Consider the following 19,906-nt stretch of genomic DNA (forward strand, 5'->3'; position numbering starts at 1 on the left):
TCGCCGGGCAACGGGTGCTGGTCGTGGGCGGCGGGAACTCGGCGGCGCAGATCCTCGCCGAGGTCTCCACCGTCGCCGAAACCACCTGGGCCACGCTGCGAGCGCCCCGGCTGTTGCCCGACGAGGTCGACGGCCGGGTGCTGTTCGATGTGGCGAGCCGCCGGCAGGCTGCGCTTGCCGCCGGCCGGAGCGATAACGGCGGTGTCGCCGCGTTGGGAGACATCGTGATGGTGCCCAGCGTGCGGGCCGCCCGCGATCGCGGGGTGCTGGTGGCGCGGCCGATGTTCACCAGGCTGGTCGCCGACGGCGTCGAGTGGCCGGACAGCACCGTCGGGACCTTCGACTCGATCATCTGGTGCACCGGTTTTCGGCCCGACCTGGGTCACCTCACCCCGCTCGGACTGTCCACTGTGGATGGTGTGCCGATGACGGTGGGGACCCGGTCGGTGGACGAACCGCGGCTGCACCTGCTCGGGTACGGCGACTGGACCGGCACCGCCTCGGCGACCATCATCGGCGCCGCCCGGACCGCGAAGGCGAGCGTGGCCGAGCTCGTGGACCACCTCGCCGACTGAGCCGCGACCGGCTCAGCAGCAGTGCTTCAGGTAGGTCTGCAGGTCGGCCAGAGCTTCGGAGGTGCGGGCCTTGTCGGCGCGGTAGAGCACGATCTTGCCGTCCCGGCGGGAGGTGACGATCCCGCCGCGGCGCAGCAGCGCGAGTTGCTGGGAGGCGGTCGACTGACCGATACCGGCCTGCTCGGCGACCTCGCCGACCGACAGCTCGGCACCCCGGGAGAACAGCAACATGATCTGCTGCCGGGTGTCGCTGGCCAGCGCCTTTAGGAAGTCATGGGTCAGCGTCGCCAGCTGCGGACCCGCACCCTCGCAGCACTCCTGCGTCGCCTCGTCAGCCATCGCGCACCTCCTCGCCGACCACGCTAACCTCATATCGACAATTTGTCATTTCACGAAATGACGATATGATCGTTGCCATGCACAGCAACCAGATGCAGCCCGTGGTGATCGTGGGCGCCGGTCAGGCCGGGTTGGCCGCGGCGGGGGCGGTGCGCGCCGCCGGCGCCGAGCCGGTCCTGATGGAGGCCGGGAGCGACGCGGTCGGTTCCTGGCCGCACTTCTACGACAGCCTCACCCTGTTCTCGCCGGCCCGCTACAGCGCACTGCCCGGGGCGGGATTCGACGGCGATCCGGACCGGTACCCGCACCGCGACGAGGTCGTCGACTACCTGCGCGGCTACGCGAAGCGCCTCGACGTCGACATCCGGTACGGGCAGCGGGTCGAGCAGGTGGTCGCGCGCCCGGGCGGGTTCGCGGTGCGCACCGTGGACGGGCAGGAGATCGCGGCGCGGCGGGTGATCGCGGCCAGCGGCGGGTTCGGCACCCCGTACCGGCCACACATTCCGGCATTGGAGGGGTTCGGCGGGCAGGGTTCTGCACGCCGCCGACTACCGCGGCCCGCAACCGTTCGCCGGGCAGCGGGTGGTGGTGGTCGGTGCCGGCAACTCGGCGATCCAGATCGCCATCGAGCTTGCAGCCTGCTCGCGGGTCACGATCGCCTCGCGGCACCCGATCCGGTTCCTGCCGCAGCGCGTCGCCGGCCGCGACATGCACTTCTGGCTGACGGCGACCCGGCTGGACACCGCGCGTTGGGCGCGGCGAGCGCTGACCGGCGGGACCGGTACGCCGGTGTTCGACACCGGCAGCTACGCGGCCGAGATCGCCGCGGGCAACCCGGATCGGCGGTCGATGTTCACCCGCTCCGCGGGGCAGGCCCTGACCTTCGCCGACGGCCGGCGCGAGCACGTCGACACGGTGCTGCTGGCCACCGGGTACCGGCCCGCCGTGGGCTACCTCGCCGAGCTGGGGTCTCGATGCGCACGGCCTACCTTCGACACCGTGGTGGCCTCTCGAGCACGCATCCAGGGCTGGGCTACGTCGGGCTGGAATGGCAGCGCAGCTTCTCCTCCGCCACCCTGCGCGGTGTCGGCCGCGACGCCGCCCATGTCGTACGCCAGCTCGACCGCCAGACAAGTCGATGACCGACGTATCGCTCGGCGGGTGCCCATGGCGTGCCCGCGCTCGCAGCGCCCGGTTCGGTCAGGAGACGGTGGCGGCAGCCTGGGGCAGGACGAGCAACGTGGACAGCTCGGTGATCGTCTCGCGCACCGGCCGGTAGTACACCCAGGTGCCGCGCCGCTCGCCGGCGATCAGGCCGGCTTCGCGCAGCACCTTCAGGTGGTGCGAGATCGTCGGCCCGGTCAGCTCGAACGGGGCGGTGATGTCGCAGACACAGGCTTCGCCGTCGGGGTGGGAGGCGATCAGCGACAGCAGCTGGAGGCGCACCGGATCCCCCAGCGCCTTGTACGCCCGGGCCAGGCGAGCGGCGTGCTCGGCGGGCAGCGGCATCTGCGCGATCGGGGCGCAGCAGCCCGCGCCGTCGTCGGTCAGCACCGGAAGCTGTTTTGACATTCTTCTATCTTGACAGGCATCGAAGAACGAGGCAAGCTTCGTCTGGTTCGACAAGCGTCTATTCAAGGAGTCGTGATGATGCGACTGTTCGGTCGGCGCCGATCGGTGAGTTACTGCGAGAGCTGCGCCCAGGTCTGCTCGGGGCAGTGCCGGGCCTCGGCCCGGCTCGACCGGATGCGGGATCAGGCGCTCGGCCTGCGGTGGGGTCGGCCATAGTCGGCGGCCGACCGCCGCCCGGCCAGGAGTCCGGCTCGCCCGGTATCTGCCTGGCTGGCCTCAGATGGGGGCACAACGTCAGCCACAACCGGCAGCAAGGAGAGGAGACGATCATGAGTGACACGGCGACCCAGGGTGGGTTCGTGGGCGATCCGGCGCAGGCGTATGCGCCGCCGGCGGCGGGTGGCTGTTGCGGGGGCCCCGCCCCGGCAGCGACGTCGGCAGCACCGGAAGCGTCGGGTGGCTGCTGCGGGACGGCGCCGGCCGAGACCTCCGGCGGGTGCTGCACACCTGCCGCCCGACAGGACGCGATCGACTCCGGGGCCGGGTGCTGCGGATGAGCACACCCGCCGCGACGCGGGGGCACGACGCGACGCGGCGGCTGGTGGACACGGTGGGGCAGCTTGCTGCCGATCGGTTCACCGGCCGCCGGGTCGGAACCGCCGGTGGCCGGGCCGCGCGCCAGTGGCTGGCCGGGCAGCTGCGCGCGGCGGGAGCGGCCACGCGGGTCGAGACCTTCCCGGTCACCGGCGTACGAGAGTTGACCGGCACCCCCACACTCGCCTACCAGGGCCGGCCCCTGACACACCGGCGTGACTGGGCCGAACACGTGACCGGCGCCGGACTGCCGGTCGAGGTCACCGGTTCGGTGATCACGACCGACGCCGGCGACTGGCGAGGACGCTTCGTGCTGGTGCCCGGGCTGGATGCCGCGCTGACCGCCCGCGCAGCGGACCGCCGGGCGGCCGGGGTGCTGGTACCGCGGGGAGTCGACGAGGCGGGCTGGATGCCGAAGATGATCACCGGCCCGGCCCCGCTGCCGCTGCCGCTGCCGGTGGTCAGCCTGCGCGCCGACCTGCACGCGGAGCTGGCCGCCGCTGGCGACGACGTCGCCCAGCTGACCGGCCGGATCCCGGTGCAGGTGGTGTCCACGACCGGCGCCAATCTGCACGGCGTGTTCTGCCGCCCGGCGCCCGGCGGCCGGTCGGTGCTGCTGACCGCGCACTACGACGGGGTCGGCGACGACCCCCAGCAGCGATTCCCGGCCGCCGCAGACAACGCCTCCGGTGTCGCCGTCGTCCTGGAAGCCGCCCGGCGGCTCGCCGGCACCCTGCCCGCCGGTACCGGTCTTGCGGTGGCACTGCTCGACGCCGAGGAGGCCGGCGCGCTGGGCTCGGCCCACCACGTCGCCCACCTCGCCGGCGAGTTCGCCGTGGGCACGACGGTGCTCAACGTCGATGGCGCCGCCCACCTGGACGGGGCCGCCGCCATCGAGGCCGGCGGCCCGGCCGACGAGTTGCTCGACGCGCTTGACACGGCGGGCCGTGCGGTCGGGGTGGCGCTGCGGGCCGGGCCAATGGCCTCCGATAACCGCCGCTACGCCGCCGCCGGGCTGCCCGCGGTCGGGATCGGCATGGGAATGCCCGGATACCAGACCCCCGCCGAAACCCCCGACCGGGTCGAACCGGACACCCTGTCGGCCGCGACCCGCCTGGTCACCGCCACCGTACGGGCGCTCATCGACCGGACACGCCGATGACCGGCCTGGCCACCCCACCGTTCATCGTCTATCGTCGATTGACGATGAATAGTGAGAGCGACAGCGCGGGCGGGTTGCTGGACCGGGCAACCGCCGAGGAGTACGCGAACTGGTTCAAGGCACTGGCCGACCCGACCCGCATCCAGATCCTGGAGCTGCTGGCCCGGCGCCGGGAACCGATGAGTGTCGGGCAGATCGTGGCCGAGGCCGGTGTGGCGCAATCGACCGTCTCGCAACACCTTGCGGTGCTTGCGCGGGTCCGGTTCGTGCTGGTCGATCCGGTCGGGACCTCCCGCCGGTACCGGGTCAACGAGGCGTGCATCGACTGCTTCCCCACCGCCGCGGACGTGGTCATGGGCAGGCCCGCACCCAGTACGCAGGAACCGCGATGCTGACCGATGCGGCAGCGGTGACACTGCGGCCGATGCTCACCGCCGACGCCGAACAGGTCCTGTCGATCTACCAGGCCGGCCTGGACACCGGGCAGGCCAGTTTCGAAACCACCGCCCCGACCTGGGACCGGTTCGACGCCACCCGCCTGCCCGACCACCGACACGTCGCGGTGACCGCCGGCGAGGTGGTCGGCTGGGTAGCGGCCAGCCCGGCGTCGACCCGGCCTGTGTATGCCGGCGTGGTCGAGCACAGCGTTTACGTCGCCCCGACGGCACGGGGCCGCGGTGTGGGCCGGCGGCTGCTGGCAGCTCTGATCGACTCGACGCAGGCAGCCGGGATCTGGACGGTCCAGACTTCGATCTTCCCGGAGAACACCGCGAGCCTCGCCCTGCACGCCGCCTGCGGCTTCCGCACCCTCGGCGTGCGGGAACGGATCGCCCGCCATCACGGCCGCTGGCGCGACACGGTACTGCTGGAACGCCGCAGCCCAACCATCGCCTGACCGGTTTCCCTTGTGTCCCAAGGACAACCACACGCTGTTGTATTGATGAACGTCGAATCAGTGGGAGGACAATCATGACCGATCCATCCGAGAAGCGGCCCGTGGTGGTCATCGGGGCCGGCCCGGTCGGGCTGGCTGCCGCCGCGCACCTGACCGAGGCCGGCCTGCCGGCCCTCGTGCTCGAGGCCGGTGCGGGCGCCGGCGCCGCGGTACGGACCTGGGCGCACGTGCGGCTGTTCTCGCCGTGGAGCCAGCTGGTCGACCCGGCCGCGGCCCGCCTGATGGCACCGACCGGTTGGCAGGACCCGCCCGACGACGCCTACCCGACCGCCGCCGACTGGGCCACCGACTACCTGCAGCCGTTGGCCGACGCGCTCGGCGACACCGTGAGGTTCGGTACCCGGGTGGTCGGGGTGTCCCGGCGGGGCCGGGACCGGATCGTCGACGCCGGCCGCGACACCACCCCGTTCGTGGTACACACCCGCGGGACCGACGGCCGGGAGGACCGGATCATCGCGCGGGCGGTCATCGACGCCTCCGGCACCTGGGGCGGCCCGAACCCGCTCGGCGCCGACGGCCTGCCCGCCCTCGGCGAAACCGACGCCGCGGGAGCGATCAGCTACCGCGTCCCCGACCTGACCGACCCCGCCGTACGGGAGCGTTACGCGGGCCGGCACGTCGTGGTCGCCGGCAGCGGCCACTCCGCACTCACCGCACTGGTCGCGCTCGCGGAGCTCGCCGCGGCCACGCCCGGTACCCGGATCAGCTGGCTGCTGCGCCGTGGCCAGACGGGCGCGGTGTTCGGGGGCGGCGCCGCCGACGAGCTGGCGGCGCGCGGCGTACTCGGGCAACGCGCGCAGGCCGCCGTGCAGGCCGGGCACATCACCACCGTCACCGGCTTCCGCACCGACCGTCTCGAACCCGCTGACGGGAAGTGGACGCTGGTCGCCGACGACGGCCGCCGCATCGAGGCGGTCGACCAGATCGTCGTGGTCACCGGCTTCCGCCCCGACCACGGGTTCCTGTCCGAGATCCGGCTCGGGATCGACCCGACACTGCAGGCACCGACCGCGCTGGCACCGCTGATCGACCCCAACGTGCACTCCTGCGGCACCGTCTACCCGCACGGCGTCGCCGAACTGACCCACCCCGAACCCGACTTCTACCTCGCCGGGATGAAGTCCTACGGCCGCGCCCCGACCTTCCTCGCCCTCACCGGCTACGAACAGGTTCGCAGCATCGTCGCCGCCCTCGCCGGCGACACCGAATCCGCCCACCGCGTCGAGTTGACCCTGCCCGAGACCGGGGTCTGCGGCGGCTCCGGCGTGTTCGACGACCCCGCCGCCACCGGCGGCGGCTGCTGCGCGGCACCCGAACCCGAACTGATCGCCCTACCCACCCTGCGCCCCTGACCCCACGCCACCGGTCCCGGTCCTGGCCCCTCGACAGGCCGGGACCGGCTGCGGCGCCGAGGATCCCCATCGAAGGCAGGACTCGTGACACAGCCCGAACCCACCACCACCGCCGCCGTGACGCTCACCGCGAGGCGGCTCCGGCGGGTACTGATCGTGCTGTGTACCACCGAGATCACCAGCTGGGGTGTGCTCTACTACGCCTTCCCCGTCCTGGCCCCACACATCCACACCGCCACCGGTTGGCCGCTGCCCGCGCTGACCGCGGCCTGTCGATCAGCCAACTGGTCGCCGCCGCCCTGGGCATCCCGCTGGGCCGCCTACTCGATCGACACGGGCCCCGCGCGATCATGACCGCCGCCTCGGTGATCGCCGCGCCCGCCCTGATCGCCGTCGCCTACGCCCCGACCCTCGGCTGGTTCCTCACCGCCTGGGTCGCCGTCGGCGCCGCAATGGCCGGCACCCTCTACCCACCCGCCTTCGCCGCGCTGACCCGCTGGTACGGACCCGACCGCGTCAAGGCCCTCACCGCCCTGACCCTGATCGGCGGACTCGCCTCCACCGTGTTCGCACCCCTGACCGCCACCCTTACCGATCACCTCACCTGGCGCGGCGTCTACCTCGTACTCGCCGCCGCCCTGGCCGCCATCACCATCCCCGCCCACCTGTTCGGGCTACGCCTGACCTGGCCCGCCCCACCCAGCCACGAACCCGACCACCCAGACCAGCCCGACACGGGCGACGCCGCACCGGCCCGTATCGCCCGCAGCCGAGCGTTCCTGGTCCTGACCGCTGTGCTGACCCTCGCCGCGTTCACCGTCTACGCCGTCGTGGTCAACCAGGTCCCGCTGCTGACCGCCCGCGGCGTCACCCCCACCCTCGCCGCCTGGGCACTGGGACTCGGCGGCCTCGGGCAGGTCGCGGGACGCCTCGGCTACCAGCGCCTGGTCGCCCACAGCAGCGTGCGCACCCGTACCATCGCCATCCTCGCCGCCGCCGCAGCCACCACCCTGCTGCTCGGCCTTATCCCCGGCCCCACCGCACTCCTGATCGCCGGCGCTGTGCTCGCCGGCACCGCCCGCGGCGTGTTCACCCTCCTGCAAGCCACCGCCATCTCCGACCGCTGGGGCACCCGCCACTACGGCCGCCTCAACGGCCTGCTGTCCGCGCCCACCACCCTCGCCGCCGCCACCGCACCCGCCGCCGGCGCCGCACTGGCCACCCTGCTCGGCGGCTACCCCGCCGTGTTCGTCGCACTCGGCGCCGTCACCGCTCTCGCCGCGATCGTCGCAGCCACCACCACACCCACCGCCCGATAGAGGACCGCGTCACGGGTCCCCGCGGCCGACAACGACGCCATGCAGACGGCCCCGGTCCGGCCGTCATGCTCGGCCGTCATGCTCGGCAGAGGGTTCTCGCGGTGCTTACCCGGAAAGTCACGCGGTGCAGAGCGACGCTGGTCCTTTCCAACCCCAACATCACCGGTCTTCGGACGTGCGCCCCGGCTACTGGCGGGGTCCGCTCAGGGTGAGCTGACGGCGATGAAACTCGAAGTGCTGCGTGGGGTAGCGGTAGACGTCCGCCAGGGTCATGAAGTCGGCGAAGAAGGGATCCCACCGCACGGGGAAGTGCATGCCGCGACCGAGGTCGGATTCTGGTTCCGCGGCGAGCCGGCGGTGCAGGGAATCGGTGACGCGGTCGAACGTGACGCCCATTCGGTGGAGGCTGAAGACCTTCACCGCGCCCCGCGGCCCGGCGTAGTTGACCAGGTCGAACGGCACGGTGACACCCTCCAGCAACCGCGCGAAGACTCTGCTGACGCCGCGCGGAAGCCGTCCCGACACACGCACCAGGCCAAGAAGCGACCGAACGACCAGATAGCCGAAGAGCATGTGCCACAACAGCTCCCGGTTGTCCCACCGGGTACCACAGGTGGGTCGGGCCAGGTCCTGTTCGGATGCCGCATCGAGCAGGCGATGGAACTCCTGTCGGGCGCGCTCGTACCCGTCATGGACGGCTTGCCGGTCCATCGGGGCCACAGGTGCCATGGCGCGCCAGCTCTCGATCGTGTTCGCTCATCCATCATGACGCGATGCGGCGCGACCGTCCGGGCTGCCAGCGGTCCTGCATGGCGCCGGGTCGGCTCGTGCCTATCGTCTCCTGGACGGGCCTCGCGGCTTCGCCGCCGGCTCGAGTGGGCACCTATTCGTGGTCGGCCTGGCCGGTGAGGTGGTGGTCAGCGGCGTGGAACACCTCCTCGACCAGGCGCCGCACATGGCCGCCGCGGGCCCGGTAGAGGGCGCGGCGTCCGTCTCGGCGCATCGCGACCAGCCCGGCCAGTCGCAGCTTGGCCAGATGCTGCGACACCGCGGGACGGGCCACGCCGCCGAGAGCTGCGGTGAGCGCGGTGACATCCAGTTCGGCGTCACGCAGCAGCCACACGAGGCGCAGCCGGGTCGGGTCGGCCAGCATCCGCAGTGCCGTTGCCGCCGCCTCGACGTGTTCGCCAGGCGGTAGCTGCTGCTGGCCACTGGCATCTGCACTGTAGTCGCGTGCGTACATGAGAACCTATGATGGTCGGATTCGCGTCCGCTGTCCAGCCCAGGAGCACCCGGTGAGCGAGCACACCCACGACCACCAGCACGGCGTCGGCGCCGAGTCGCACAGCCACGGCGCGGACGCGCGGCACGACCACGGTGACCACGACCATGGTGATCGCGACCGATCCGGGCACGGTCATGCCGATCATGGCCATGAACACGGCTCAGGGCGGGGCCGGATGTGGCACGGGCTACGGCATCTGCTCGTCCCGCACTCGCACGACTCGGCGGACAAGGTCGACGGCGCGATGCAGGCCAGCCGGCAGGGGATGCGGGCGCTGTGGATCTCGCTGGCGGGTCTGGGCGCCACCGCGATCCTGCAGGCCGTCGTGGTGGTGTTCACCGGATCGGTGGCGCTGTTGGGTGACACCCTGCACAACGTGGCCGACGCGCTGACCGCGGTACCGCTCGGGCTGGCGTTTCTGGTCGGCCGGCGCGCGGCGACCCGTCGCTACACCTACGGCTACGGCCGCGCCGAGGACCTGGCCGGCATCGTCATCGTGGCGTTCATCGCCGCCTCGGCCATCCTCGCCGGGTACGAGGCGATCCGCCGGCTGCTGCATCCCGCCGGCGTGCACAACCTGTGGGCGGTGGCCATCGCCGCACTGATCGGGTTCGTCGGCAACGAACTGGTCGCCCGCTACCGCATCCGGGTCGGCCGTCGCATCGGCTCGGCCGCGCTGGTCGCCGACGGGCTGCACGCCCGCACCGACGGCTTCACCTCCCTCGCCGTGTTGCTCGGTGCAGGCGGGGTCGCCATCGGCTGGGACTGGGCCGATCCGGTCGTCGGGCTGGCCATCACCGTGGCCATCGCGTTCGTCCTCAAGGACGCCGCCCGCGAGATCTACCGACGCCTCATGGACGCAGTCGACCCCGCCCTGGTCGACCAGGCCGAACAGGTGCTGATCACCACCATCGGGGTCCGATCGGTCGGTGCGCTGCGGCTGCGCTGGATCGGCCACGACCTGCACGCCGAAACCAACCTCATCGTCGACCCCAGACTGTCGCTGATCGACGCACACACCATCGCGGCCGAGGCCGAACACCGACTGCTGCACGCGGTACCACGGTTGACCTCGGTCACCGTGCACGCCGACCCGGCCGCCACCGCCGGCCACGACCCGCACGCCGCCCTCGCCCACCACCGGTCGTTGCGGCCATCCCGAGGCGCTGACCACCGCACCAGCTGACCACTCACGGCAGTACACCAGAGGCTGAATACAGCGTTTCGTGTACTGTCGAGGGTCATGGAGACGTCGACGGTCGAGCCGGTCACCCACGGGCAGGTGCTGGCCCGGTTCGGCCACGGCCTGTCCGACCCGATTCGCGCCAGGCTGCTGCTGGCGCTGCGGGACGCGCCGGGCTACCCGGCGGAGCTGGCCGAACGGCTCGGGACCAGCCGGCAGAACCTGTCCAACCACCTGGCCTGCCTGCGCGGCTGCGGCCTGGTGGTTGCCGTTCCGGAGGGCCGACGGTCCCGTTACGAGCTGGCGGATCCGAAACTCGGACATGCCCTGGGCGATCTGCTGGGCGTGGTCCTGGCGGTCGACCCGGCCACCTGCCCCGACTCGGAGCAGACGAGGTGCTGCTGATGGCCGGCCGCGCCAGTCTGCGCGACCGGATCGCCACCCGCCGTCTCCCGGTGGCCGACACCGCCGAGCGGCGCAGCGTGCTGGCCCGCCGGGTGCGGTGGCTGGTGGCCGCCACCATCTCCTACAACGTGATCGAGGCGGCCGTGGCGATCTCGGCCGGCACCGTGGCCTCCTCCACCGCGCTGGTCAGTTTCGGGCTGGACTCGGTGATCGAGGTGTCCTCGGCCGCCGCCGTGGCCTGGCAGTTCGCCGCCCATGACCACAACACACGCGAAGCACGGGAGAAGGTGGCGCTGCGCGCGATCGCCGTCTCGTTCTTCGCCCTCGCCGCCTACGTCGTGGTCGAGTCGGTCCGCGCGCTGGCCGGCGCCGCCGAGGCCCGACACTCCACCGTCGGCATGGTCCTCGCCGCGCTGAGCCTGGCGGTCATGCCCGGCCTGTCCTACGCGCAGCGTCGCGCCGGTCGCCAACTCGGCTCGGCCACCGCGGTCGCCGACTCCAAACAGACCCTGCTGTGCACCTACCTGTCCGGCGTGCTGCTGGTCGGCCTCGCGGTCAACGTGCTGTTCGGCTGGTGGTGGGCCGACCCGCTCGCCGCCTTGGCCATCGCCGCGGTGGCGGTCAAGGAAGGCATCCAAGCGTGGCGCGGCGACGCCTGCTGCACCCCGGGAACCTCCCAGGCAAGCGGCGTCACGACAGCAGATGGTCGAACGGACGGGTGCCCACCCGGCTGCGCATGTTGTGCCGAGCGGGAGGATGGTCGGTGAGCGACAGGGCGGAGGCTGACGGCATGCGCGTCGAACTGCTGGTGGTGCCCGACTGCCCGAACCGGCCGGTGGCCGTCGCCCGGCTGCGACAGGCGCTGGATGCGGCCGGCCCGCGCGACACCGGAATCGACACCCGCACCGTGACAAGCCTTGCTGAGGCACAGCGCATCGGGTTCGCCGGATCGCCGATCATCCTGATCGACGGCCGGGATCCGTTCGCCGACCCCGACCGGGTGCCGGGCCTGTCCTGCCGGCTGTATCGCACCGCGTCCGGTCTGGCCGGGACCCCCGACGTCGATGAACTGTCCGCGGCCGTGGCACGGGCCGTCGAAACGCGCGGGACCTGCGAGCGGCGGCTGGCCGACGCGCAGCGCGAGCACTGGCAGACCACCTACCTCGCACATTCCGACATGTACGGCGATCAGCCCTCGGGCGGGCCCGCCATGCGGCCGGGCTCATCGTCTAGGACGAGCGAGCAAACGGGCCCTTCGACACCCTGAGGTTGCTCGGTTGGGACGCGGAGGCCGGACGCTATTTCGCTCGGACCATCGAAAACCACGGCTTCGCACGGGACTACACGATGACCGTCGACGGCCGCACCTGGACGCTGACCGGCGAGCACGAGCGTACGACCTACACCTTCAGCGAAGACGGGCGTACCCAGGAGATCTCTTGGGAGTGGCGGCCTGCCGAAGAGTGGGCACCGCTGTGCGACCGGACCGCCTACCGCATCGGCTGAGCCTTCCCGCGCACGGTGTTGGTTACTGAACGTTGTCATTTTGTACGGGCATGGCCGGCCAAGCAACCTTCCGGCGCAGCGACTCGGTCTGACGGTGGTGGTCGGCGGTGAGGAACGACTGGGCGTCTGCTGTCGCCCGCGACCGTGGACCGGGTCCTGGCCACGGTGTCCAGCTTCTACGACTGTGCGGTCATCTCCGAGGAGTACGACGGCGACGCCTCACCGATGCAGAAGCGAGCCGATCCGGCCACGGAGCGGGTGCCGGCGCGGCATCAGCCGTTCATGGGGCCGAGCGAGCCCGCAGCAATCGCTCCCCCACCACGTGGTGGATGTCAAGCCGCTGGCGTGGGCACCGTGCAGGCCGGAGCCGTCCGGACCGGCCGGCACCCGGGTCACCGGCGACATGGGCGATCTGTTCCACGCTGCTCGATCTGGTTGGCAGGCCAGACGATCGCCTGCCAACCAGATCGGAGTGGGCCTTCGCGGCGTGCAGCTTTCCGGCCGCCGCCGCGGAATCCTGCCGAGCGCAGCGTCGGGCGGCTGGCGTGGCCGGTCCTTAGCGGCCGAGCGCGTGCCGCAACGCGTGGTCCAGGTCTGGATGGCGGAACTGGTGGCCACTGTCGGTCAGCCGCTGTGGCAGGACGCGTTGGTCGGCCAGCGCCAGTTCGTGGGCGCCTTCGGACCCGAGAAGCAGCCGTGGGCCGATCGACGGTGTGGGCAGGAGGGCGGGGCGGCGCAGGACATGGGCGAGGGTTCGGCTGTAGTCGAGGTTGCGAACCGGATGGGGGCTGACCGCGTTGACGGGTCCGGTGATCCGATCATCGATCAGGGCGCGTAAGTAGATGTCAAGTAGGTCATCGAGTCCGATCCAGGACTGCCAGTGACGCCCCTGTGCGATCGGGCCACCGAGGCCGGCCGTGAATACGGGCCGCAGCAGGCGCAGCATTCCACCCGCGGGCGCCTGCACCAGTCCGGTGCGCACGTGCACGACGCGGATGCCGGCGTCGACGGCCGGGCGGGTGGCGTGTTCCCAGTCGGCGACGACCTCGGCGAGAAAACCGCGGCCGGGGTCGCTGTCTTCGGCGAGCATGGTGTCCCCGCGCTCGGGGCCGTAGTAGCCGATCGCCGAGGCCGACACGAACACGCCGGTGCTCGACGCGCCGGCCAGCGCCGCCAGCCGTCGTGTCGGGTCGATGCGACTGGAGCGGATGGCGCGTATGTGGCCGGGGGTGAAACGTCCGGCGATCGAGGCGCCCGCCAGATGCACGACGGCGTCGACGCCGGTCAGTAGCGCGGGATCGGGATCGTCGGGATCCCAGCGGCGCTCGTCGGCTGTTCGCGGCGTTCGGCGGACGAGACGGATGACCCGGTGCCCACCGGTCGACAAGAAGGCGACCAGTGCCGATCCGATCAGTCCCGACGAGCCGGTGACCGCTATGGTCAACGGCGCTGGGTGCAGCGCGCGTGCCCACCGGTGTGCAGCGAGATCTGCCGCGAGCTGGGCGTGCCGATAGTCGAACATCGGCCGCAGCAGGGCGAGCGGTGCGGAGGTGTCGACCCGGTCGATGAGCCGAGTCCCGGTGCCCTCTGCCTCGAACAGATGGGTGTGTCGCCAGCGCAGCACCGCCCGCAGCGGCGCGGAGTCAAGCCGATCAACGAACTGATGTGGCGGCTGATACCCAGCGGGCAGGTGTCGGGCGACCCACCGGATCCCACCCGGTAGCGCAAGGACGGCGCAGCCATCGCGAAGCGAGCTGGCCTCTTGCCTGACGGTGACCGGCTGCCACGGTGGGCTGAGTCGGTGCAGTGCGCCGGGACGCTCGTGCCAGCCAAAGACCTCGTCAAGCGGCGCATCGAGGGTCTGGGTGAATTCTGCGCGCACAGGGGCCCCGCATTGGTCGACGATCGCAGATTCTGGCATCAATAGCCTAACGGCCGATGAACCCAGTTGAGTCGTTTTTTGCGTCGAAACATGTGACAACCTGCGGTGGCGTGCTCCGGTTCGGATCTTGGCACGGTCTGGTCGGTCAACAATGTCGGAGGCACGAACTCACAGTCAGCGCCGCCTCCGGCGCGCTGCGCGTCGGAGGCGAGGACTGCGCGGCCGATGGGTCGACGCATCCAGGGATGCGGTGTATGCGTCTCCTGCAGGGAGCCCGCGATGCGTTGCATCCCGACATCCCGAAGCACTTCGTGCCCGGCGGAACGACACTGCACCAGATTGCGGAGTCATTGGTCCGCGGTGACACTTCCGTGGTGCCGCCAGAACTGAGCGGATCAAGCTGCCAGATTCGGGTTGGCGGCTGCCCCGTCCGGCCTTGCTCCGGGCCGCCCAACGGCCTCACGGGCCACGGCACCGATTCGCCGAGACTGGTGTGGTGAGGTTGCGCAGCAGGTCTACGCGGGGCCTGTGGATCATTTCCACGCCAGCCGTGTCGAGCCGTACCGCTGTGCGCGATCGCAACAGGTCGATTTCACCTCGCCGGCACGGCAGTCACGACGATGTTGTCGGTGTACGAACGATGAGCGCGATCGAAGCTTCCGCCGCAGGTGAACAGTGTCAGGCGCAACGCGCCACCGGCGCTGAAGTAGCGGCCGAGGTCTATGTTCGCCTTGGGTATTTGCTCTCGGGCCACGACACGAAACCAGCGGGTCGTGCCCCGGCTCGACAGGCTGATGCGGTTGCCTGGGCGAAGGTCGGTGAGGTGGAAGAAGGCGCCAACGCCTTCAGTGGCGCTGTCGACATGTCCGCCGATGACGATGGAGCCCGATGAAGCAGTCAGGCCGGGCCCGTACTTGTACCAGCCCACCGTGTCGACGCTGGGCGGTACGGAGAAGTCGCCGCGGGAGTCAACTCCGGTGGGCACAACATGTGCCTTGACGTGGATCGCGCTGATGTCGAGTCGGGTCGGTGGCACCTGATGACTCGCATCCGGCAGATCGCCAGCCCGTACGGGTGGCCGGTCGACAGTCGCGGTGGTCCGAGGAGAGGCGGTCTCCAGCGCACGGACTGTCGAGCTGCCGGTGTCGCCCGGAGGCTGAGCCTGCCACCACACGATGCCGGTCGCTGCAAGGATCAGTACGGCGACGGCAACCAGTGTCGCGCCAAATCGACGGCGCCGGCGGGCACCGTGCTTGTGCGCCCGGTGCCCGCCTGACGACGCTGTTTTCGTCATACGGCGGTCACTGCCGAGACACCGCGTGCGGGCGTCGGGAGATCCCGAGCGCCACCCCAGCGATCAGCAGCACGATTCCCGCGCCAGCACCGGCAAACCACCAGGTGTGTCCACCGGATGCCGCCTGACCGCCTGTCCCGGCTGGCATACCACCAGGCGCCTGGCCCAGCCCGGAGATGTTCTGGGCGACCAAGGCAAGCGACTTGTCCCTGGCGGAACCGATCGCGTACACGATCGTCTCGGTTCCCGCCTGCAGGTTCACCGTCTGCGGTCCGATCGCGACGGTGCTGGTACCCGCCAGTACGACGTCGGCCTTGACGCTGCCGGCCGGGAGATCAGCTGACGCCTGCTTGGGGTTGGTGAGGTTGGAGAAGGCCACCTTGCCGTTCGCCCGAACATCCACTGCGGGCGCCGCAGCGGTGTGCCGGACCACCAGCCGCGCCATCCCGGGCTTGATCATGCTGGTGTCGTTGACAAACGGGGTCAGAGCCGGCTTGCCGTCAGCGGTCAGATGCGCGACCAGGCTCAGGTTCTTGCCGCCCGGCACGGCGAGTGACTTGTTCTCAATGATTGGCGAGTCCACCGATCCGCCGGGTTTGGTCAACGCCACGTCGTAGCTGCCGGCCGAAAGCGACAGCGGGCCGGCAACCTTCGTGGGTTGGAAGTTGCTCAGTGTCTTCTTGCCGTTGACATAGACATCGACGGGCTGGCCCGGAATGCCGTGCACGACCGACACGCTGGAGTCATCGGCCGCCGAGGCCGGTGCGCCTACTGCAAGGCCGGCCACGGCTCCAACGACCAGCATGGCGCCAGCCATGCCGATGCGCCGTAGGTGCGGGATGGTCATGGTCGTCAGTCCCCCAAGATCGTCTGTTCCGTTGGCGCCCACGCGAGCGCCCCGCGGTGTTGTCAGTAGGGATACGTACGCAGCGAGCCGTTTGGATTCACCGACGACCGGCCAGGCTAAAGTGGTCGTGATGTACCACGCGGCAAGGCCAGTCGTGGCGGGGAACGATGATCTCTGCCGATGACGCTGGGGACACCCCTGACGAGCTGCCAAGCCAGTTCCGCCGTGGAGCTGACGGGGCGCTGCGTGCTGTCTTCGACCGGTACGGGCCGCCTGTGTGGCGGTTGGCGCGGTCGGTGCTGCCCACCGCGACCGACGCCGAGGATGTGGTCCAGGCAACGTTCGTGTCTGCCTGGCAGGCACGCGATTCATACGACCCTGTGCGGGGAAGCCTACTGACGTGGCTGTTGGCGATCGCGCGGCGCAAGGCCGTCGATCAGCTCCGCGCCCGCCAACGCCATGAGCGGGCGGTCACGGTCGCGGCGTCGCTGATGCCGCCTGGCGCGGATCGAGCCGACGCGGCGGATGGCATCATCGATCGTTTGGTCATGGCAGAGGAGATGAGGCAGCTCTCACCCGAGCAGCAACGGCTGTTGCGCCTGGCGTTTTTCGACGATCTGAGTCATCAGCAGATCGCGGCGCAGACAGGTCTGCCGCTGGGCACTGTCAAAAGTCGGCTGCGGCGAGCAATGTTGAGGTTGAAGGATCGTTGGGAGGTGAACCGTGTCCCATCCCAGCAGCGACAAGCTGACGCTCATCGCCTTGGGTGAGCCCGATGACGGTTCTGTGGCCCGACACGTGCGTGACTGCGCCAGCTGCGCCGGTGAGCTTGCCAGCCTGCGTGAGGTCGCTCGGATCGCCCGCGCAAGCCGTGACGATCAGGACCTTCCTGAACCTCCCGCCGGGGTCTGGGAGCGCATCGCCGACCAGGCCGGCGTCGCACCCCAACTTGCCCTCGCACCGCAGCCCCGGTCGTCGCACACGATCACGTCGCAGCCATCGCCCTCCCGGCCTCGTCGCCGCTGGGCCTTGACCGCAGCCGCCGTTGCCGCCGGGCTTGTGTTGGGCGCCGGTGTGGCAGTGGGTGTGCAGCAGATTCCTGCGCTGCGCGGACCGGATACCTCGGTTGTTGCGACTGCGTCGTTGGCACCCACCACCGCAGCGCCGGCGCAGGCTCGCGGCGATGTCAGCATCGTGTCCCGATCGGGGAGCACGACGCTGAAGTTGTCGCTCAAGGGAATGCCAGAGACGTCGGGCCTGTACGAGGTCTGGCTGTTCGACGGGAAAACCACGATGATTCCGGTCGGTGTGCTCACCAATGGTGGCGGTGCCGTCGAGCTCCCGGTCCCGTCCTCCATCTCGCTGAGCCGGTTCTCGGTCGTGGACGTGTCACTGCAACGAGTGGGTCAGGCAGAGCACGGGCAGAGCATGCTGCGCGGGCGGTTGCAAGACTGACGAACGGCTGCCCGTCTGGCCTTCGCCGGACGAGCGGCCTTCTGGCACCGGCATCAGCCCGAGGGCCTGGCGGGTCTGGCGGTGTCCTGGTCGGTGGTGGCGACGGAAGATCGGCTCAGCCGGCTGGGCCACCACACCGTGCGCCCGACATCGATGACCAACGCCGGCACGAGCAGGGTACGCACCAGCAGGGTGTCGAGTAGCACGCCGAAGGCGACGAGGAACGCGATCTGCGCCAGGAACAACAGCGGGATCACAGCGAGGGCAGCGAAGGTCGCAGCCAGGACGATCCCGGCCGAGGTGATCACGCCGCCGGTGGCGGTCAGCGCGGTCAGAGTCCCCGTGCGGGTGGTGCCGCGTTTGGACTCCTCGCGGACTCGGCTCATCAGGAAGATGTTGTAGTCGACGCCGAGGGCGACCAGGAACACGAAGGCGAACAGCGGTACCGAGGGGTCTGCGCCGGGGAAGTGCAGCAGGTGGTTGAACACCAGGGCGGAGACGCCGAGGGTGGCGGCGAACGAGGCGACCACGCTTGCCACCAGCATCAGCGGCGCCACCAGCGCGCGCAGTAACAGGATCAGTACGAGCAGGATGACGGCGAGCACCATCGGGATGACCACGGTGCGGTCGCGTCGTGAGGTGGCGAGCGTGTCGGCCTGGGTGGCGGTGTATCCGCCGACCACGGCGTGGGCGGAAGGTTGTTGCTCGTCGAGCCGATCGCGTAACCGCTGGATGGTGTCGATGGCCGCCTGCGAGTCGGGTGGGTTGGTGAGCGTGGCGTCGATCAGGACGCGTCCGTCGACAACCTTGGCCGGCCCGCCTGGTACTCCGCGTTTGCCGACGGGAACGACGCTGTCGGGCACGACCCCCTTCGTGCCGCGGACGACTTTGCTGACCTCGTCGGTGCGCGTTGCCGCGGCCAGGATCTGCGTCGGGTTCCCGGCGCCGGCGGGGAAGTGCGCGGTGATGATCTGCTGCCCGGCCACGGAGTCCTGCGGCCGCAGGAACAGGGCGGTCTGGGTGGTGCCGGACGCCTTCAGCTGCGGAAGGAACGCCGCGCCGAGGGCGATCAGGATCAGCGCGACGGTGATCCAGACGGTGCGTGGCCGGCCGCCGATCCAGCGCCCGATCCGCGCCCACACGGTGTGCCCGGTCACCGTGTCGGGATGGTCGGGAGCGTAATGCGGCAGCGCCGGCCAGAACGCGGCCCGCCCCAGCAGCGCGAGGGCTGCGGGCAGGAAGGTCAGTGCCGCCAGCAGCGAGGCGCCGATGCCGATAGCGGCCACGGGACCAAGCCCTTGGGTGGACTTGAGGTTGGTGACCAGCAGACACAACACCCCGAGGATCACCGTCCCGCCGGACGCCGCGATGGGCTCCACGGCGGCCCGGTACGCGGTGCGCAGTGCACCGAACCGGTCGGGGTGGCGGCGCAGCTCTTCGCGATACCGGGCGACCAGCAGCAGGGCATAGTCGGTACAGGCGCCGATGACCAGAATGAACAGGATGCCCTGACTCTGGCCGTTCAGGTCGATCACGTTGTGCCCGGCAAGCTGGTAGATGATCGCGCCGGCGACGGCAAGGGCCAGCACGGCGGTAGCCAGCACCACCAGAGGAAGAAGCGGGGAGCGGTACACGACGATCAGGATGAGGAACACCAGTGCCCCGGTGACCAGCAGCAGTGTCCCGTCGATACCGGCGAAGGCGTTACCCAGATCGGCGGTCAGCCCGGCCGGGCCGGCGACATGTGCCGAGCCGCCGTCGGGGGCGGTCAGTCGCGAACGCAACGTGTCCACCTGCCCGCTCAGCGACGAGCCGTTTCCCAGCGGGACCACCATCTCGACCGCTTGACCGTCCTTGCTGACCATCGGCGGACTGATCTGGCCCTTGACCGCATGCCAGTCGTTGAGCCGCTTGCGGTCGGACCGGATGTTCGCCAGATCGCGGTCGGTCAGCTTCGGCGACCGGTGGTAGACCACGATCGCCGGCACCGTGCTGCTGTCGACGAACCGGGCGGCCTCGCGCTGGACGGTGGTCGACTCGGAACTCGACGGCAGGAACGCCGCGTTGTCGTTGGTCTGCACCTGCGACAGCTTGCCGATCGCCGACCCCAGCGGGCCGCCACCGACCAGCCACACCAGCACCAGCGCCGCGGGCACCGCCCACCGCAGCCAACGCCGCGCT

Annotated in this window: 22 protein-coding genes and 1 pseudogene; 15 read left to right on the plus strand and 8 right to left on the minus strand. The window is 70.6% G+C overall.

Annotated elements, in window-relative coordinates; translation table 11 throughout:
• Positions 1-23: 23 nt before the first annotated feature.
• Positions 24-575 carry a hypothetical protein gene (locus tag NUM_RS37505; protein WP_225918992.1) on the plus strand — a complete coding sequence of 184 codons (552 nt, stop codon included), beginning with the start codon at positions 24-26 and terminating at the stop codon, positions 573-575.
• A 12-nt stretch (positions 576-587) separates the two neighbouring features.
• Here NUM_RS37505 and NUM_RS31165 read toward each other — a convergent pair whose 3' ends face one another.
• A complete protein-coding gene (locus NUM_RS31165) occupies positions 588-914 on the minus strand; it encodes an ArsR/SmtB family transcription factor (RefSeq protein WP_207128501.1) in 327 nt (108 codons plus the stop codon).
• A 92-nt stretch (positions 915-1,006) separates the two neighbouring features.
• Here NUM_RS31165 and NUM_RS38030 point away from each other — a divergent pair.
• Positions 1,007-1,420, plus strand: a pseudogene (locus NUM_RS38030) (NAD(P)-binding domain-containing protein); the annotation flags it as partial.
• Positions 1,421-2,114: 694 nt separating this feature from the next.
• Here NUM_RS38030 and NUM_RS31175 read toward each other — a convergent pair.
• Positions 2,115-2,486 (minus strand): ArsR/SmtB family transcription factor, encoded by a 372-nt coding sequence (locus NUM_RS31175; protein ID WP_207128503.1) that lies wholly within the window; start codon positions 2,484-2,486, stop codon positions 2,115-2,117.
• 553 nt (positions 2,487-3,039) lie between these two features.
• Here NUM_RS31175 and NUM_RS31180 point away from each other — a divergent pair.
• The 6 genes from NUM_RS31180 to NUM_RS31205 all read left to right on the plus strand — a co-directional run bounded on the left by NUM_RS31180 (position 3,040) and on the right by NUM_RS31205 (position 7,868).
• Positions 3,040-4,242, plus strand: a complete 1,203-nt coding sequence (locus NUM_RS31180; RefSeq protein ID WP_207128504.1) for a M28 family metallopeptidase — start codon at positions 3,040-3,042, stop codon at positions 4,240-4,242.
• A gap of 44 nt (positions 4,243-4,286) precedes the next feature.
• A complete protein-coding gene (locus NUM_RS31185; protein ID WP_207128505.1) occupies positions 4,287-4,637 on the plus strand; it encodes an ArsR/SmtB family transcription factor in 351 nt (116 codons plus the stop codon).
• Entirely contained in the window at positions 4,631-5,137 is a 507-nt protein-coding gene (locus NUM_RS31190; RefSeq protein WP_207128506.1) for a GNAT family N-acetyltransferase, read from the plus strand. The genes NUM_RS31185 and NUM_RS31190 overlap by 7 nt, the downstream gene beginning before the upstream one ends.
• Positions 5,138-5,211: 74 nt before the next feature.
• Positions 5,212-6,549 carry an NAD(P)-binding domain-containing protein gene (locus tag NUM_RS31195; RefSeq protein ID WP_207128507.1) on the plus strand — a complete coding sequence of 446 codons (1,338 nt, stop codon included), beginning with the start codon at positions 5,212-5,214 and terminating at the stop codon, positions 6,547-6,549.
• 84 nt (positions 6,550-6,633) lie between these two features.
• Entirely contained in the window at positions 6,634-6,903 is a 270-nt protein-coding gene (locus tag NUM_RS31200) for a hypothetical protein (RefSeq protein WP_207128676.1), read from the plus strand.
• Positions 6,792-7,868: an MFS transporter gene (locus tag NUM_RS31205; RefSeq protein ID WP_207128508.1), complete on the plus strand. Its 1,077-nt coding sequence runs from the start codon at positions 6,792-6,794 to the stop codon at positions 7,866-7,868. The genes NUM_RS31200 and NUM_RS31205 overlap by 112 nt, the downstream gene beginning before the upstream one ends.
• Before the next feature lie 186 nt (positions 7,869-8,054).
• On the opposite strand, the gene NUM_RS31210 is transcribed toward NUM_RS31205, so the two are convergent.
• Entirely contained in the window at positions 8,055-8,597 is a 543-nt protein-coding gene (locus tag NUM_RS31210) for a DinB family protein (RefSeq protein ID WP_207128509.1), read from the minus strand.
• Positions 8,598-8,751: 154 nt separating this feature from the next.
• Positions 8,752-9,111 (minus strand): ArsR/SmtB family transcription factor, encoded by a 360-nt coding sequence (locus NUM_RS31215; RefSeq protein ID WP_207128510.1) that lies wholly within the window; start codon positions 9,109-9,111, stop codon positions 8,752-8,754.
• A 52-nt stretch (positions 9,112-9,163) separates the two neighbouring features.
• Between NUM_RS31215 and NUM_RS31220 the strand changes: the two genes are divergently transcribed.
• The 5 genes from NUM_RS31220 (at position 9,164) to NUM_RS31240 (ending at position 12,247) form a co-directional block, all read left to right on the plus strand.
• On the plus strand, positions 9,164-10,339 hold the full coding sequence (locus tag NUM_RS31220) for a cation diffusion facilitator family transporter (RefSeq protein WP_225918971.1): 1,176 nt from the start codon (positions 9,164-9,166) through the stop codon (positions 10,337-10,339).
• A 57-nt stretch (positions 10,340-10,396) separates the two neighbouring features.
• Complete coding sequence (locus tag NUM_RS31225) at positions 10,397-10,741, plus strand: ArsR/SmtB family transcription factor (RefSeq protein WP_207128512.1); 345 nt, start codon at positions 10,397-10,399, stop codon at positions 10,739-10,741.
• Complete coding sequence (locus NUM_RS31230; RefSeq protein WP_207128513.1) at positions 10,741-11,508, plus strand: cation transporter; 768 nt, start codon at positions 10,741-10,743, stop codon at positions 11,506-11,508. Before NUM_RS31225 ends, NUM_RS31230 begins: the two co-directional genes overlap by 1 nt.
• Positions 11,505-12,008 carry a hypothetical protein gene (locus NUM_RS31235; RefSeq protein WP_207128514.1) on the plus strand — a complete coding sequence of 168 codons (504 nt, stop codon included), beginning with the start codon at positions 11,505-11,507 and terminating at the stop codon, positions 12,006-12,008. The genes NUM_RS31230 and NUM_RS31235 overlap by 4 nt, the downstream gene beginning before the upstream one ends.
• 80 nt (positions 12,009-12,088) lie before the next feature.
• Positions 12,089-12,247: a hypothetical protein gene (locus NUM_RS31240; protein ID WP_207128515.1), complete on the plus strand. Its 159-nt coding sequence runs from the start codon at positions 12,089-12,091 to the stop codon at positions 12,245-12,247.
• Positions 12,248-12,803: 556 nt separating this feature from the next.
• Here the strand turns inward: NUM_RS31240 and NUM_RS31245 are convergent.
• The 3 genes from NUM_RS31245 to NUM_RS31255 form a co-directional block, all read right to left on the minus strand.
• On the minus strand, positions 12,804-14,129 hold the full coding sequence (locus NUM_RS31245; protein ID WP_207128516.1) for a TIGR01777 family oxidoreductase: 1,326 nt from the start codon (positions 14,127-14,129) through the stop codon (positions 12,804-12,806).
• A gap of 592 nt (positions 14,130-14,721) precedes the next feature.
• Positions 14,722-15,423 carry a class F sortase gene (locus NUM_RS31250; protein WP_225918972.1) on the minus strand — a complete coding sequence of 234 codons (702 nt, stop codon included), beginning with the start codon at positions 15,421-15,423 and terminating at the stop codon, positions 14,722-14,724.
• A gap of 7 nt (positions 15,424-15,430) precedes the next feature.
• The gene (locus tag NUM_RS31255) at positions 15,431-16,270 is read right to left on the minus strand and encodes a DUF4397 domain-containing protein (RefSeq protein ID WP_207128517.1); all 840 of its coding nucleotides are present in this window, start codon (positions 16,268-16,270) and stop codon (positions 15,431-15,433) included.
• Positions 16,271-16,437: 167 nt separating this feature from the next.
• Here NUM_RS31255 and NUM_RS31260 point away from each other — a divergent pair, with 167 nt between their 5' ends.
• Together NUM_RS31260 and NUM_RS31265 are read left to right on the plus strand one after the other, a co-directional pair.
• Complete coding sequence (locus NUM_RS31260; RefSeq protein WP_207128518.1) at positions 16,438-17,040, plus strand: RNA polymerase sigma factor; 603 nt, start codon at positions 16,438-16,440, stop codon at positions 17,038-17,040.
• Positions 16,994-17,725: an anti-sigma factor gene (locus NUM_RS31265; protein ID WP_207128519.1), complete on the plus strand. Its 732-nt coding sequence runs from the start codon at positions 16,994-16,996 to the stop codon at positions 17,723-17,725. The genes NUM_RS31260 and NUM_RS31265 overlap by 47 nt, the downstream gene beginning before the upstream one ends.
• Positions 17,726-17,778: 53 nt before the next feature.
• On the opposite strand, the gene NUM_RS31270 is transcribed toward NUM_RS31265, so the two are convergent.
• On the minus strand, positions 17,779-19,881 hold the full coding sequence (locus NUM_RS31270; RefSeq protein WP_225918973.1) for an MMPL family transporter: 2,103 nt from the start codon (positions 19,879-19,881) through the stop codon (positions 17,779-17,781).
• Positions 19,882-19,906: the final 25 nt, after the last annotated feature.

Origin of the sequence: Actinocatenispora comari (genome assembly GCF_017312725.1) — a bacterium.
Lineage (GTDB): Bacteria > Actinomycetota > Actinomycetes > Mycobacteriales > Micromonosporaceae > Actinocatenispora > Actinocatenispora comari.